Annotated in this window: 13 protein-coding genes; 4 read left to right on the plus strand and 9 right to left on the minus strand. The window is 46.0% G+C overall.

Annotated features, from left to right (window positions below; genetic code table 11):
* Positions 1-2: 2 nt before the first annotated feature.
* The 3 genes from AC1DFM_RS00645 to murB form a co-directional block, all read right to left on the minus strand.
* Complete coding sequence (locus AC1DFM_RS00645) at positions 3-995, minus strand: FecR family protein (RefSeq protein WP_477074794.1); 993 nt, start codon at positions 993-995, stop codon at positions 3-5.
* 83 nt (positions 996-1078) lie between these two features.
* Positions 1079-1660: an RNA polymerase sigma factor gene (locus AC1DFM_RS00650; protein ID WP_477074795.1), complete on the minus strand. Its 582-nt coding sequence runs from the start codon at positions 1658-1660 to the stop codon at positions 1079-1081.
* Between the two features lie 142 nt (positions 1661-1802).
* Positions 1803-2819: a UDP-N-acetylmuramate dehydrogenase gene (murB, locus tag AC1DFM_RS00655; protein WP_477074796.1), complete on the minus strand. Its 1017-nt coding sequence runs from the start codon at positions 2817-2819 to the stop codon at positions 1803-1805.
* A gap of 61 nt (positions 2820-2880) precedes the next feature.
* Here murB and AC1DFM_RS00660 point away from each other — a divergent pair, with 61 nt between their 5' ends.
* Both AC1DFM_RS00660 and AC1DFM_RS00665 read left to right on the plus strand, forming a co-directional pair.
* Positions 2881-3543, plus strand: coding sequence for an oxidoreductase (locus tag AC1DFM_RS00660; protein WP_477074797.1), 663 nt, complete (start codon positions 2881-2883; stop codon positions 3541-3543).
* Between the two features lie 32 nt (positions 3544-3575).
* Entirely contained in the window at positions 3576-5546 is a 1971-nt protein-coding gene (locus AC1DFM_RS00665) for a DUF3857 domain-containing protein (RefSeq protein ID WP_477074798.1), read from the plus strand.
* 5 nt (positions 5547-5551) lie between these two features.
* On the opposite strand, the gene priA is transcribed toward AC1DFM_RS00665, so the two are convergent.
* The 3 genes from priA to AC1DFM_RS00680 all read right to left on the minus strand — a co-directional run bounded on the left by priA (position 5552) and on the right by AC1DFM_RS00680 (position 9348).
* Entirely contained in the window at positions 5552-7993 is a 2442-nt protein-coding gene (priA, locus tag AC1DFM_RS00670; protein WP_477074799.1) for a replication restart helicase PriA, read from the minus strand.
* A complete protein-coding gene (locus AC1DFM_RS00675; RefSeq protein WP_477074800.1) occupies positions 7990-8757 on the minus strand; it encodes a lysophospholipid acyltransferase family protein in 768 nt (255 codons plus the stop codon). The genes priA and AC1DFM_RS00675 overlap by 4 nt, the downstream gene beginning before the upstream one ends.
* Positions 8758-8904: 147 nt before the next feature.
* Positions 8905-9348, minus strand: a complete 444-nt coding sequence (locus tag AC1DFM_RS00680; protein WP_477074801.1) for a DUF4258 domain-containing protein — start codon at positions 9346-9348, stop codon at positions 8905-8907.
* A 68-nt stretch (positions 9349-9416) separates the two neighbouring features.
* On the opposite strand from AC1DFM_RS00680, the gene mtaB reads away from it, so the two are divergent.
* A complete protein-coding gene (gene mtaB, locus AC1DFM_RS00685; protein WP_477074802.1) occupies positions 9417-10706 on the plus strand; it encodes a tRNA (N(6)-L-threonylcarbamoyladenosine(37)-C(2))-methylthiotransferase MtaB in 1290 nt (429 codons plus the stop codon).
* Between the two features lie 116 nt (positions 10707-10822).
* On the opposite strand, the gene AC1DFM_RS00690 is transcribed toward mtaB, so the two are convergent.
* From AC1DFM_RS00690 to AC1DFM_RS00700, 3 genes are read right to left on the minus strand one after another with little or no spacing between them, the layout of a single operon-like run.
* Positions 10823-11428, minus strand: coding sequence for a DinB family protein (locus AC1DFM_RS00690; RefSeq protein WP_477074803.1), 606 nt, complete (start codon positions 11426-11428; stop codon positions 10823-10825).
* Between the two features lie 43 nt (positions 11429-11471).
* Positions 11472-12110, minus strand: coding sequence for a leucyl/phenylalanyl-tRNA--protein transferase (gene aat, locus AC1DFM_RS00695; RefSeq protein WP_477074804.1), 639 nt, complete (start codon positions 12108-12110; stop codon positions 11472-11474).
* 9 nt (positions 12111-12119) lie between these two features.
* On the minus strand, positions 12120-12428 hold the full coding sequence (locus tag AC1DFM_RS00700; RefSeq protein ID WP_477074805.1) for an ATP-dependent Clp protease adaptor ClpS: 309 nt from the start codon (positions 12426-12428) through the stop codon (positions 12120-12122).
* 98 nt (positions 12429-12526) lie between these two features.
* Here AC1DFM_RS00700 and AC1DFM_RS00705 point away from each other — a divergent pair, with 98 nt between their 5' ends.
* Entirely contained in the window at positions 12527-14668 is a 2142-nt protein-coding gene (locus AC1DFM_RS00705) for a cation:proton antiporter (RefSeq protein WP_477074806.1), read from the plus strand.
* Positions 14669-14791 lie beyond the last annotated feature (123 nt).

Genomic DNA, 14791 nt, shown 5'->3' on the forward strand with positions numbered 1-14791 from the left:
GCCTACTCCTTATTGGTAATAAAAAGAGTATCCTGATGTTGGTTGATATTTACGTCCAGTATTCTGGATAAAACAAATAATAAGTCTTGCTCTCCCTGCATAGGGACTCTTCCTTCAATTTTCCTTTCAAGAATGGACGAATCTTTAGTGATTATAGTATACCCATAGCGCTCTTCTAAAATGTGAATAATCTCGTTTATTTTGGTTCCATTTAATAATAATTCATGTCTTGTCCAGGCGGTAACGGCGAGTGTATCCACTTTTGCCGGAATATTGTTTTTTGCGGTATTACTCCAGCCCTCTCCAGGCAGCAGGTAAACCGGCTGCTGTGGCGCATTGAAGCGATCAATACGTACCCGACCTCTTTGCAGCACTACAGATAAAACACCGTTGCGCGCACGTACATTAAAGGCAGTTCCCAATACCGTTACCATGGCGTTACCGGCGGTTACCCGGAAAGTATCTCCCAGATGTTTCACATCAAAGAAAGCTTCCCCCTGCATGTCAATATTTCGTTGGTGGGTGAAATACCAGGCGCGTGCATAGGTGATCGTTGAATTAGCGTTCAGCATTACAACGGAATGATCCGGCAGAATGATTTCCCTCGTTTCTCCGAATCCGGTATGAATACGGACAGAAGAAGTAGCCCACCAACCTGCGGCAGATACCATCAATAATAGTATGCTGGCAGCCACCGCCCACCATTTGCGCTGCAGATAAAACACGCGTGCCACCGGCTCCCGCGAAATATCCGCGAGTAACTTTTCCCAGTTTTCGGAGATAGCGCCCTCGTTGCGCCGGATTACCGGCGTAGATAAGGCATACACCATTTCCCGGGCCTCCGCCATCTTTGGCGCCACTGCCGGAAAATCAGTCATTAATTTCCCCCAATAGGCCTCCGCTTCCGCACTGGGATACTTCACCCATTGGATGAAATATTCATCCACGAGGAAGTCCTCCGACAGATAATGCTCAAAATCTTTTGCTCTATTCATACGCGGTGGTCCGCAGGTTTACAAATACAGACGCAGGATAATTCCAGTATTACCCCATTTTCTAAAAATATTTTTTACTTTTTTTATTGGCGCTGCAGCAGCAGTAAAAATACCAGTAGCGAAAACCCACCTAATTGTTCACGCAAGCGCTCCAATGCCCTGTAAATCAGCTTATAGGTAGCGGTGGTGTTTATTTCAAGTATATCCCCAATTTCCTCGTAGGAGAGATCTTCATAAAACTTCAGGAAGATGGCCTCCCGTTGCCGGTTGGTAAGGGTATCTAATAACTTGTCTACTTTGTTTTTTAACTCGCTGGCTCTCTCAGCGCGAATGAGCGGGTGTTCGTAGGTTAGCTCCAAATTAAAAGGAACGTATTCCGCTGATATGGATTCTTCCTGGCGGGATGGACTATAAGTCAATTTCCGTGTCAACATACGACGGAAAGACAATAACAGATAGTGTTTGGCTACTTGCGGTGTATTGATAGATTCCCTGTTGCGCCATAATTTCAAAAAAAGATCATTGATGCTCTCTTCTATAAAAGCCTTATCCAACGTAAACTTCAGCCCATAGTTAGATAAGATCGGAAAATATTCCCTGTATAATCCTTCCAATCCGGTGATCTCCCCGGTTTTCAACAATGTCCATAATTCATCATCAGGCATATCAGGTAGCAATGCGGTTCAGCACAATAGTACAAGAAAATTACGAATTACGAATTACGGATTTGTGGGTAGATAGTAAACGCGAGTAATAACATTCGCAATTATCTACTCACAAATCCGTAATCCGTAATTCGTAATTTTCTTATATAATATTTACTTCTCTTTCCAACGCTACCCCAAATTTCTCTTCCACGCTATCCAATATTTCCTGCGACAAATCATAGATCTCGCGGCCTTTGGCATGTCCGTAATTAACCAGTACCAGCGCCTGTTTGGCGTGTACACCGGCATCGCCTTTGCGATACCCTTTCCAGCCGCATTGCTCTATCAGCCAGCCTGCTGCCAGTTTGAAGTGCTCGTCTGCTACCGGATAAGCTACCAGTTGTGGATAAGCCTCCTGTAATGCGGTATACTGTGCTTTGCTGATCGTGGGATTTTTAAAGAAGCTGCCGGCATTACCAATCTTTGCAGGGTCGGGCAGTTTGGACGAACGGATATTAATCACCGCCTGACTGATCGCCTGTATGGACAAATCTGTTACGTTCATCCGTTGCAGCTCTTCGTTGATAGCACCATAGCTGGTGTTAAAATGAGGCTGTTTACTTAAACGGTACGTCACCGATAAAATAGCAAACTGCTGCCGGTATTCCTTTTTGAAAACACTTTCGCGATAACCGAAATGACAATCAGCATTATTAAAGGTCACCACCTTATTATCGGCCAGGTGTAACGCTTCCAGCTCGTGAAACACATCTTTGATTTCTACACCATAAGCGCCAATGTTCTGCATAGGACTGGCCCCTACATTCCCCGGTATCAGCGACAGATTTTCCAGTCCTGCCAGATTCAATCCAATACAATGCTGCACAAACTGGTGCCAGTTTTCACCTGCACCGGATTTCACATATACGTAATCGTTATCTTCTTTTACAATGCTAATGCCTTTGATTTCATTCTTCAGCAACCAACCGTTGAAGTCTTGTGTAAACAGGATATTACTACCTCCTCCCAGTATCATCAGCGGCAACTGTTGCGCACGTTGTTGGGCAGTCAGTTCCTGCAAAGCTGCTACAGAAGAAAAAGCCGCGAAATAACGAGCCTGGGCCTCAATACCGAAAGTATTATATGATTTGAGCAGAACATTTTCTGATACCTGCATAATAACCTAAATTTATGGTCAGCAAAGATAACCGCAAATCATTTAGAAACTGCTACATCCCATGAACAAAACGGCGATTGTTATAGGCGCAACCGGATTAACAGGCACCCACCTGGTGGCTACCCTACTTCAGGACCCATCCTTCAGCAAAGTGAAGGTATTGGTGCGCCAGCCCTGGGCACATTCCAGGCCCCGGCTGGAATGCATTATCGTGGATTTTGAGGATACAGAAAATCTGACCGCTGCCTTACAGGGTGATGTGCTATTTTGTTGCATCGGCACCACCATTAAAAAGGCGGGCAGCCAGGAAAAATTCAGGGCAGTGGATTACGGTATCCCCGTAAAATGCGCCCGTATAGCACATGAACAAGGTGTATCTCAGCTGGCTATCATGTCGTCCATTGGTGCTAATGTGCAGTCCCGCAATTTTTACCTGCGCACCAAAGGCGAAATGGAAGCTGCCGTAGAGGCCATCGGCTTCCATAGCCTGTATATATTCAGACCTTCTGTATTAATCGGAACTAGAAAAGAATTCAGATTGGGTGAGTGGCTGGGAAAATGGCTGATCCAGCTTTTTTATTTTTTATTACAGGGAAGATGGAAAAAATACCGGGGTATTAAAGCAGCCACAGTTGCCAACGCCATGATAGCAGCCACAAAACAGGCTAACACCGGCATCAGTGTATGGGAATCTGATGCCATTCAGGCAATGGGCGCTTCATGAAATGCGAAAATTCAATCTTATCTTTAGCAGGTATGAAAAAAAGGGTCCTTCTTCTGGCTGTTGCAGTAATTGCAATGCTTCCCTGTTCCCTGCAGGCACAGGTCAACGGGTATTTTCCTGAACTATGGAAAGAAAAGCCAACACCACCTGCCATCACTTCTACCGATCACCCCTATACGGTATTGGATTACCGGATGGTAAGGGATTTCAATGTGAACCGGGCCGACAAAGCCAATAACTACACTCATTACAAAACCATCTATAAAAGCGTATTAGTCAATACACAGGCAGCAGCCGATAGTCTGACGCAACTCATCATGACCATCGAAGCTAACGAAGAGCTGCGGGGCCTGCGCATACGCACCATTTCGGCCAACGGGCAAACAAAGGATCTCAACAACCAGGTTCGGATGCTGCCACTCAACGACGCCCGTAAAGCAATCGTTGTCAACGACCTGGTACTGCAACCCGGCTCGGAAATAGAATATGAACTGAGCCTGAAAGTAGCCTGGGATTACGCCGGTAGCGAAATACTGCAATCCGCCCTTTCCTGCAATCAGGTGAGCTTCCTGCTGATAGCGCCCAAAGAACTGGAATTCCGGTTTAAAACCTCCCCAGGCCTACCGGCCATTACAGATAGCACCGGAGGCATCAGCCGCTACTATCGACTGAATATGCAGCCCGTACCTGCCCTCAAAGGCGATGACCGCTACTATTTCCTGCCTCAGCTGCAACGCGTGGATTTTGCCCTCCAACAGGTGATAGATGGGAAAGATACTACCCGCATGAACTGGCAACAATTCGGTGATGATAACTACATCCCTTTTGTGGCCATCTCAAAACCAGAATTCAAACAACTGGAAAAAGAACTGCCCAAATGGACCTTCACCCAACAACGGATGCCCGTTCCACAAATGATTTATATGGTGGAGCAGTTTGTAAAAACCAACTTTACACTCACCGCTCCCGCTGAAACCGGCGAAACCGTTGATATCATCTCTATTCTCAAATCAAGACGTGCAGATAAAACAGGCATGGTCCGCCTGATGAATGCGGTGTATTATATGCTCAATATTCCTACACAGGTGCTCTTTACATCTGCCCGCGACAGCATATTAATCGACAGCCAGCTGGTCAACAGACAGCTGCCCCGTAATGTATTACTGTATTTCCCGCAGGTACAACAAGCACTGTCGCCAACGGACATGAATACACGTTTTCCTTGTTATCCGGCGCTATGGGCAGGCATCCCCGCCCTACGTTGCCGCGACACGGTGATTGGCCAGGAAAGTAAAGTACTCGTCGATTTTGTGACCACTCCGGTAGTACCTTATACCCTGAGCAATATCACACTGGATGCCACCCTTAAATCAATAACGGAACCTATCTGGGAGGTGAAACAATCATTTGGTGGTTACCCTGCAGCTAATATTAAACATGCTTTTGGCACTGCCAATAATGATACAGAAGCTAAATTCAGGCTATACAACGCCCTTTTACCGTTTGAACCCGGCGTGAGAAAACCCACAGCGGTAACAGCAGAAAATGAATTGTTCAATAACCGCATGCTGGATAAACCGATGCGGCTGAACAGCACACTGAATACCCCATCTCTCATAGAAAACAAAAACACACAAGTCGTTATCCACCTGGGACAACTGCTGGGAGGTACCATTGCCACGGAAGCAGACATGCCCCCCGGTAATCTCCCCGTGCAAATTGCGTTCCCTTACTATCAGGAAAAAAGGGTGAATATTCCTATTCCGGAAGGATATAAAATATTGAATAAAGGAGATTTTTCGGCAGATATCAACGATTCAGGGACCCAGCCGGCGCTAGGCTATAAAATGCGATGCGAACAGGAAGGTAATATGCTACACATCTTTATCGTAGAATGGTATAAGCAGATGGACTTAAATGGCGCGCAGAAAAATCTGTTCGGACAAATACAGCAACAAATATCAAAAGCACAGCAACAAAACCTGGTGCTGCAAAAAGAGTAGTCCTTTTATACGCCATCTACATCCGGCACGATCACCACGGAGCGGAAAGCTTTTTCCGCTTTCAACTGGATAATAAACTCCTGCAATACCTGCTTGATATGTGCAATCATACGGGCATCACGCGGGAGTTTAATCAACATTTCCTGCAAATAGTTATTGCGCACCCTGGCAACGAGCGGTGCTGCAGGCCCTACCAGCTGCGTACCAATATGAGGTTGTAACCAACTGGCCAGAATCATAGCTGCCTGCTCGGCTACCTGTTGATTTTTATGACGGATAGTTAACTTCAGTAAACGGAAAAATGGCGGATAGCCGAACACCTGGCGTTCCTCAATTTCAGCGGCATACATCGCTTTATAATCGTGTGCCATTACATAATGCAACACCGGATGCCGCGTATTGCTCGCCTGTATCAGCACCTTACCCATGCCATGTTTGCGGCCGGCGCGGCCACTCACCTGCTCCATCAGCTGAAAGGCCCGTTCGTTCACCCGGAAGTCCGGGAATCCCAGTAAATTATCTGCACTCAGAATACCTACCAGGTTCACGTTTTCAAAGTCCAGCCCCTTCACCACCATCTGAGTGCCTACCAATATATCAATACTGCGCTCTTCCAGCAGCTGAATGAGTTTATTATGGCTATCCTTATTACGGATAGTATCCATGTCCATGCGGGCAATACGGGCCTCAGGAAATACCTGTTGCAGATCGTCTTCAATTTTCTCAGTACCAAAACTCTTGGGCTCCAGCGTTTGTGCGCCACAAGCCACACAGGTATGAACGTAAGGATAGCGTGTACCGCAATAGTGACAGGTAAGCTTATCCTGGTTACGATGATAAGTAAGCGACACATCACACTGTTTACAGTGCGGAATAGTGCCACAGGTAGTACATAGCAGGAAAGGCGCATAGCCGCGACGGTTCTGGAACAGAATCACCTGTTTTCCATCCGCGATGCTCTGTGAGATCGCATTTTTTAACACCTCGCTGAAATTACCATCCATGGTTTTCTCTGCCATCTCCTTTTTAATATCCACGATCTCAATGGCGGGCATTTCCATACCACCAAAGCGTTCGTTCAACTCTACCAAACCATATTTTCTCTGTTGCGCATTGTAATACGATTCCAGCGATGGTGTGGCAGAACCCAGCAACACCTTGGCTTTGAACAAACCTGCATAATAAATAGCAGCGTCTCTGGCGTGGTAGCGCGGAGCAGGGTCCTGTTGTTTATAAGAGGCATCGTGTTCCTCATCCAGTATGATCAGGCCCAGGTCTTTAAACGGCAACAACAGACTGGAACGTGCGCCCAGTATAATTTGTAGCTCACCGGTTTTTACTTTATTCCATATTTCCACCCGCTCGTTGTTATTAAAGCGGGAATGATAAATGCCTATGCTGCTGCCAAAATGTTTCTGCAGTCGACGTATAATCTGTGCCGTTAGTCCTATTTCCGGCAACAGGTACAGGACCTGTTTTCCACTGGCCAGGCATTCTTCCATCATCTTCACATACACCTGTGTTTTACCACTGGAGGTTACGCCATGCAACAGCGTTACCTGCTTGTCTTTAAAGTGGGTACGTACTTCTGTCAGCGCTACCTCCTGTGCAGGACTCAGGTCAAAATCTATCTGCGTATCTACTTTCCCGGTGGGAATACGGTCTACCGTACGTTTTTCTATCCAGAGAATATTTTTATCTACCAGTCCTTTTAGTTGTGCAGTAGTAGCACCGGACTTTTTGAGCAATTCACTTTGTAATACGCTGCCCTGTGTTTTCTGTAAATGCAGATAGGCCAGCAGTAATTCCATTTGTTTGGGAGCGCGCCCCATATCATTGAAGAGCGCCGCCAGCTGGGCTTCTTCCTGATATTCAGCGTGCAGCTGCACGTAGTTTTCTTTCTTCTCTTTATATACTTCTTTTAATTCTTCATATACCAGCAGTACTTTTTTCTCTATCAGTTTTTTGATAACGGAGTATACTTCAGATTTATCAAGAATCAGTTGCACTTCTTCTATACGCAGTTCCTTGCGGATCAGCAATGCTTCTGCCACCAGGTATTCATCATCATCCAGTGCGCTGAAATCATCGCCATAGGCGTCGTTGAACAGCAGTAAAGTTTCGCTGGAAAGCTTGAGGTGAGCGGGAAGAGCGGCATTCAGCACTTCTCCTTCTGTACACATATAATAGGCGGCTACCCAGGTCCAGAAAGCTAACTGTGTAGGATATACGACCGGATCAGCATCCAGCATATCCAGCAGTGGCTTGGTTTTATAAGGGGGCGCCTGTTCATGAACCGCTTTTACAACACCTGCATATTTCTTTTGTTTACCCAGTTGTACCGCAACGCGACAACCCGGTTTCAGCAGGGCTTCCATGCTTTCCGGTACCGCGTAGGTGTAATTTCTGGGTAACGCCAATGGCAATATTACGTCTGCGTATTTCATCCGATTGGCTGCAGGGTTGGGTATTCGTGGTACTTGCGTAATTCTTTGTCCATTACATCAAACACCTGTTGTTTGAGGGTATTGATATCATCCATGGTCATTCCTTTTACGGGAATGGCAGGCAGGAATACCACACGGCATTTGCCAGGATTGAGGTGCATCGGGCCTTTATGCGGTAAGCGATGACCGGCATCCAGGTACAGCACCGGTTTAATAGGCATCTGTAATTCGATGGCCATCCGGAAAGCGCCATTATGAAAAGGACGCAGCGGCTGATCGCTTTCGTTGGTAGTGCCTTCAGGGAATACGAGGATAGAAATACCCGCTTTGAGGGCGGTCATCATTTCGCGTACACTTCTGGCCCTGGCAGCAGCATTAGAGCGATCTACCGGTACTACAGAGTTCTTATAAATAAATCCAAAGAAAGGAATCTTAGACATTTCTACTTTCCCTAACGGGCGAAAAGGGAGGCGCATTACTTTCACCGCTATCGCAGCATCCAGATAAGAGCGGTGGTTGACCACAAAAATGCAGGGATCATTGTCCTGTTCACATTCATATTTACGGGTTACCGGCATACCTACCATCGGAAACCACACATGTGCCCAGAAGCGCAGGAAATAAAAAATAATATTTCCACCTTTCTGCTTACCCAGTAAAGACGCCAGGAAAATGGGCGGCAATATCAGAAACATGATACCCAGAAAGATGGCAGCGGCGTATATCACATAAATAACACGCAACGGTTTCATTAAAAAATTCATAGACGCCTCTTGATTAGAGTGGAAAACTACAACAAAATCCGGAAAAGGGGAAAGCTGAAAGCATAAAGCAAAAAGCTATTGAAGCGGATAATATACGCTTTAATCATTCGCTTCAATAGCTTTTTGCTTTATGCTTTCAGCTTTCTGCTACTCGCAATTGCAACTCCAGTCTTTGTCCAGATCAATACAAGTGATGACTTTAGCATTTTCGCTATCGCATGGAGCAAAAACCACCCGGAGATGTTGTCCCTCGCTGGAATATCCTTCCAGGGCATAGGTAGGACAAGGGCGGTCGGCCGGATTGGATTTTTCGGCGTTTACTTCACCGCCTTGCAGAATTTCTTCCACTTCAGTCTTAGTCACCTGACGGCATCCCATCCGACAAATGGCATGTTTAGTATACTCCAGGTGGGCATGCCGGTTAATGGCTTCTCCACCAATAGCGGCTTTATTAACGGTTCCACGGGCTACTACGGGCCTATTACCGGGCGCAGGCGGCGCAGCCGTATTTTTCCACCATTTTTGCTGCCAACCGGCCAGCAATAAGAGTGACAAGAGTAATACGGGAAGATATTTTTGTATAGATTTCATATATACCAGAACGCGCCGCAAAATACTCAAAATTCCTTACCTAACTATGACGTAAAAAGTTCCTACCTTTGCATCCCTTTATGGAACAGGTAAAAACAGTAGCTTTTCATACACTCGGCTGTAAGCTGAATTTTTCAGAGACCTCTACTTTGAGCAGGTTGCTGGAGCAGGATGGGTTTGTAAAAACAGATTTTGATAATACTGCAGATGTGTATGTTATCAATACCTGTTCAGTAACAGACAATGCGGACAAAGAATGCCGTATGCTGGTACGCCGGATACAACGCCGTGCGCCCGGTAGTATGGTGGTAATCACCGGCTGCTATGCACAGCTGAAACCGGAAGAAATCGCTTCCATTGAAGGCGTTGACCTGGTATTAGGCGCCGCCGAAAAATTCAATATTGCCGAACACCTCAAAACACTCACCAAGGGCGACAGTACCAAAATCTGTTCTTGTGATATTGAGGATGTTAACAGCTTCCATGCCTCTTACTCGCTGAACGACCGCACCCGTACTTTCCTGAAAGTACAGGATGGTTGCGACTATACCTGCGCTTTCTGTACCATTCCAATGGCCAGAGGTAAAAGCCGCAGCGATAGTGTTGCCAACGTAGTAGCCCATGCCCATACCCTCGCCGCTACCGGCGTGAAGGAAATTGTGCTCACCGGTGTAAACCTGGGCGACTTCGGTAAAGGCTTCGAAGGCGGTAAAAAAAGAGAAGAATCTTTCTTTGAACTGGCACAGGAATTAGATAAGGTACCCGGCATTTCCCGCTACCGTATCTCCTCTATAGAACCGAATCTGCTGACTAATGAGATCATTGAATTTGTGGCCAACAGCCAGAAATTTATGCCTCATTTCCATATTCCGTTACAAAGCGGCAGCAATGAAATACTCGGCCTGATGCGCCGTCGCTACCGCCGCGAATTGTACGCGGAAAAAGTAGCGCTGATCAAACAATTCATGCCCCATTGCGCCATCGGCGTAGATGTGATTGTGGGTTTCCCCGCTGAAAGTGATGCACACTTCCGGGAAACATATGATTTCCTGAACGACCTGGATGTATCTTATCTCCACGTATTCACCTACTCCGAAAGGGCCAACACGCATGCACTGGAAATAAAACCCGTTGTACCGGTACATATCCGTAATGAACGCAATAAAATGCTACGTAACCTCAGCCATAAAAAGCAACAGTTCTTCAATGAACAACACCTGGGGGAAACGAGGAAAGTATTGTTTGAATCATTGGGTAAAGACGGCATGATGGAAGGTTACACCGATAACTACATCAAAATCACTACCCCTTTCCGCCAGGAATGGCATAACCAGATTATGGACTGGGAATTGAGATAGCGCGGAAAGCTTAAAGCTGAAAGCAAAAAGCTATTGAAGCGAATGTTCAAAGCGTATTATTATCCGCAATGATCATTCGCTTCAATAGCTTTTTGCTTTCAGCTTTAAGCTTTCCGCTACTTAGGAAATCCCGGATCTGCTTTTACCTCCTGCAGCTGCTGTGTATGCCGGTTGGTATGTGCAGCATCTAGCAATAGCATTTGGTAAGCGTCAATAGTTCCCAGTGGTGTTTTATCTGATATATGCGCCCGCAGGTCATCATTGGTATTTGTTACATATTCAATGAGCTTGTTCCTTGAATCGGTAAAATTTTGGATGGCCTCCGCATCAGATGAATAGCTATGCTTAGGAATAGCATTTTCTGGTGCTTTAAATTTATGACTACGGTCTTCCACACCTTTGATGATTTGTTCATCCGTAATTTTAATATCCTTTCTCATTTCAGGATTGGCAGGCTGTTGTACCAATTGTTGTTCGCCAGCCAAAATAGATTTTTCTATGAGGGTAATATGTTCCACGCATTCAATCACTGACCACCGATCCGGAGCAGGTTTGTATTCCAGTTGTGCATCGCTGAGGCCCTGCACTTCTTTCAGCAGATTGTCCCTGGTTTGTTGCAGTTGGGTAATTAACAGGGTTTTATCATCTCTGACCCTTTTTGTTTCTGGAGATATAAAAGCGGAAAATGTTGCCAGTGCCAGCAACAAGCATAATTTTTTCATTGGGGAAGAATTTAGTGCCAGTAAAAATAACTAGATAAGTAAGTTACGAAAAACCAATGATCTCCAGAAATTCTTCCCGGGTAATAAATCCTGCGCCCAGAGAAGCCAGGTGGTCAGTATGTACCTGACAATCGATCATATCCAGCTCGTGTGCATAAGTTTGCACAAAAGTGATAAAAGCTGCTTTGGAAGCATTGCTGACTTCTGAAAACATAGACTCTCCGAAAAAGAAACGGCCTGTTTTAACGCCATAGAGGCCACCTACCAGACGGTCATCTAACCAGCATTCTACTGACATAGCATACCCGGCTTTATGCAAACGGATATAAGCGGCCTGCATTTCCGGAGTAATCCAGGTGCCGGCCTGTCCTTCGCGGGGAATGCTGCTGCAGCGGGCAATTACGCCAGCGAAGTTTTCGTTGAAGGAAATACGGAACACTTTTTTGCGCAGCACCTGTTTCATGCTGGCAGATACTTTCAGTTCATCGGGGAAAAGTACAAAGCGGGGATCAGGGCTCCACCAGAGGATGGGAGGCTCATCATACCAGGGAAAAATACCAGAACGATAGGCCAGTAGTAGTCTTTCTATTGATAGATCACCGCCCACAGCGAGTAATCCGTCAGGCTCAGAGAGCTGTACAGGAGGGAATTTTAATTGTTTGTTAAGACGAAAAACGGACATATCAGCAAATCAGCTACCGGCCATTTCTTCAATAGTAACACTGAGTCCCCTTTCCTGCAAGGCTTCACATAAAGGGCGCAGTTTGAGGTATTCACCCTGCTTTACGGCATATTTTCCGTTAAAATGGATGATCAGGGCGCATTGTTCGGCTTGCTCATGTGTATGACCACATACTTCCATCAGGGAAGTAATCACCCAATCAAATGTATTTACCTCGTCATTCCAGACTACCAGGCTAAATGGAAACTGTTCATCTTCCGCTACCAGCACGTCTATCTCTTCTTCCGGTAATCCTTTGGTACTTGTACGATCGCTCATCTTTAAAAAAAGCTTTACACAAAATTACATGGATTATTCGTTAATTTATCCATATTTAAAGCAGGAGTTGCTGATTTTGGAATACAAAAATGGTTAGAATGAAAGGACTGGTTTTATTGATGAATATCAGCTTACCGCTAAAAGATCCTATTCCGATCTTTTCGCTGGTATTGTTTATTATACTGTTGGCGCCTATTCTGTTGCGTAAACTGCGGATACCCAGTATCATAGGCCTGATTATAGCGGGCATGGCGATTGGGGACCACGGCTTTAACATCATTGAAAAGGGCAGTATTACCTTGTTTGCCAATGCCGGCTTACTCTATATTATGTTCCTGGCCGGACTGGAACTGGACATGACCGAGTTCCGGAAAAACCGCTACCGCAGCATGGTGTTTGGGGCATTTACCTTTTTTATCCCATTAATCATGGGATATGTGGTATGCAGCTATGTACTTCATTTCAATTTCATGGCCACGCTGCTGGTTTCCAGCATGTTTGCCACACATACACTGGTAGCTTATCCGCTGGCCAGCCGGTTGGGCATCACTAAAAATGAAGCGGTTACCGTGGCCGTAGGCGGTACTATTATCACAGATACAGCAGTATTGCTGATACTGGCCATCATTACCGGTGCACAAGCCGGTAATCTCAATACCGTTTTCTGGGTGCGACTGGGCATTTCCCTGACCATTTTTGCGGTGATTATCCTCTGGTTGATGCCTATGCTGGGCAGATGGTTTTTCAAGAAGATAAAAGACGATAAAACCTCGCATTTCATCTTTGTAATGGCATTGGTATTTGCGTCTGCATTTCTGGCCGAATTAGCCGGCGTAGAGGGCATTATCGGGGCTTTCCTGGCAGGGCTGGCATTAAACCAGCTGATCCCGCATACCTCGCCTCTCATGAACCGCATTGAATTTGTAGGTAACGCGATCTTCATTCCGTTCTTCCTGATCAGTGTAGGGATGCTGGTAGATTTGCGGGTATTGTTAAAAGGACCGGAAGCCCTCATCATTGCAGGTGCACTCACCGGCATGGCATTGAGCAGCAAATGGCTGGCAGCGTTTTTCACACAGTTGTCGTTTAAATACAGTCCTACCCAACGCAATGTAATATTCGGGTTGAGTAGTGCCCACGCCGCCGCTACTATTGCGGTAATACTCATTGGTTATAATATGGGTATTGTAGATGAAAATGTGCTGAATGGTACCGTGATCCTCATTCTCATCACGTGCCTCACGGGATCTTTTGTTACCCAAAATGCCGGCCGCCGGCTGGCCATCCAGGAAGCAGAAAGCAAACCCGAAGCGTCGGAAACACCGGAACGTATACTGGTACCCGTATCCAACCCGGATCGTATTGAAGCACTGCTCGACTTTGCCGTGATGATCAAGGATACCAGCGCAGCCACGCCTATCTATCCCCTGGCCGTAGTGCAGGACAATGAAGAAGCCAAAGAAAAAATACAACTCACCAATAAGATGCTGGAAAAAGCGGTGATTCATGCCGCCGCTACCGAAAGTCCGGTGCAGGTGGTTACCCGTATAGACCTGAACGTATCAGATGGTATTACCCGCGCCACCAAAGAACTGCTGATCAGTGATGTGATATTAGGCTGGACAGACAGAACCAGCACCACCGACCGCTGGCTGGGCAACATCTTTGGTACCACACTCGACAACGTATTGCAACGGGTATGGGAAACAGTGTATGTGTGTAACTTTCATTCGCCCTTAAATACCACTAAAAAAATGGTATTGGTGATGCCACCCAATGCGGAATATGAATTGGGCTTCCTGCATTACCTCCAAAAAATGTTTATGCTGGCCAAACAAGCCGGCGCCCGGCTGCTGGTGTTCTGCAGTGGCAAAACCCAGGTAATTACAGAAGCATTTGCAGAAAAATCCAAATTGAGTGTGGATCTCAGCTTCCGCCGCTTTGATACCATCGAAGATTTCCTCATTCTCTCCCGCGAAATCACCCGCGATGATCTCGTCGTAGTAGTAACTGCCCGTAAAAGCACGCTTTCCTATCATGCTTATATGGATAGTATTCCCGCTAAACTGGAGCGTCATTTCCGGGATAATAACGTGATTCTGTTATATCCCGAACAAAGGGAATTCGAGTCACTGGAGGCAGGGCTGCAACCGGAAGATCTCACACTGGCACCTATACAGGAGCAAATTGCGAATCTGAATAAGTTGGGCAAAGCAGTAAGAAGAATATTTAAGAAGTAATAAGAAGAATTTGTAGGAAGATAATAGTGGGATCAATACTACTTTATCTTCCTGCAAATCTATAAAGTAGCTAAAAACAAAAAGGTCCCGCATTTCTGCAGGACCTTTTTATTTGTGTGTAGT

It is taken from the genome of Chitinophaga sp. 05T412 (assembly GCF_056396465.1).

Excerpts from the sequence above, each read along its gene's own strand:
- AC1DFM_RS00645 (WP_477074794.1), bottom strand. The coding sequence starts at position 995 with ATGAATAGAGCAAAAGATTTTGAGCATTATCTGTCGGAGGACTTCCTC.
- AC1DFM_RS00650 (WP_477074795.1), bottom strand. The coding sequence starts at position 1,660 with ATGCCTGATGATGAATTATGGACATTGTTGAAAACCGGGGAGATCACC.
- murB (WP_477074796.1), bottom strand. The coding sequence starts at position 2,819 with ATGCAGGTATCAGAAAATGTTCTGCTCAAATCATATAATACTTTCGGT.
- AC1DFM_RS00660 (WP_477074797.1), top strand. The coding sequence starts at position 2,881 with ATGAACAAAACGGCGATTGTTATAGGCGCAACCGGATTAACAGGCACC.
- AC1DFM_RS00665 (WP_477074798.1), top strand. The coding sequence starts at position 3,576 with ATGAAAAAAAGGGTCCTTCTTCTGGCTGTTGCAGTAATTGCAATGCTT.
- priA (WP_477074799.1), bottom strand. The coding sequence starts at position 7,993 with ATGAAATACGCAGACGTAATATTGCCATTGGCGTTACCCAGAAATTAC.
- AC1DFM_RS00675 (WP_477074800.1), bottom strand. The coding sequence starts at position 8,757 with ATGAATTTTTTAATGAAACCGTTGCGTGTTATTTATGTGATATACGCC.
- AC1DFM_RS00680 (WP_477074801.1), bottom strand. The coding sequence starts at position 9,348 with ATGAAATCTATACAAAAATATCTTCCCGTATTACTCTTGTCACTCTTA.
- AC1DFM_RS00690 (WP_477074803.1), bottom strand. The coding sequence starts at position 11,428 with ATGAAAAAATTATGCTTGTTGCTGGCACTGGCAACATTTTCCGCTTTT.
- aat (WP_477074804.1), bottom strand. The coding sequence starts at position 12,110 with ATGTCCGTTTTTCGTCTTAACAAACAATTAAAATTCCCTCCTGTACAG.
- AC1DFM_RS00700 (WP_477074805.1), bottom strand. The coding sequence starts at position 12,428 with ATGAGCGATCGTACAAGTACCAAAGGATTACCGGAAGAAGAGATAGAC.
- AC1DFM_RS00705 (WP_477074806.1), top strand. The coding sequence starts at position 12,527 with ATGAAAGGACTGGTTTTATTGATGAATATCAGCTTACCGCTAAAAGAT.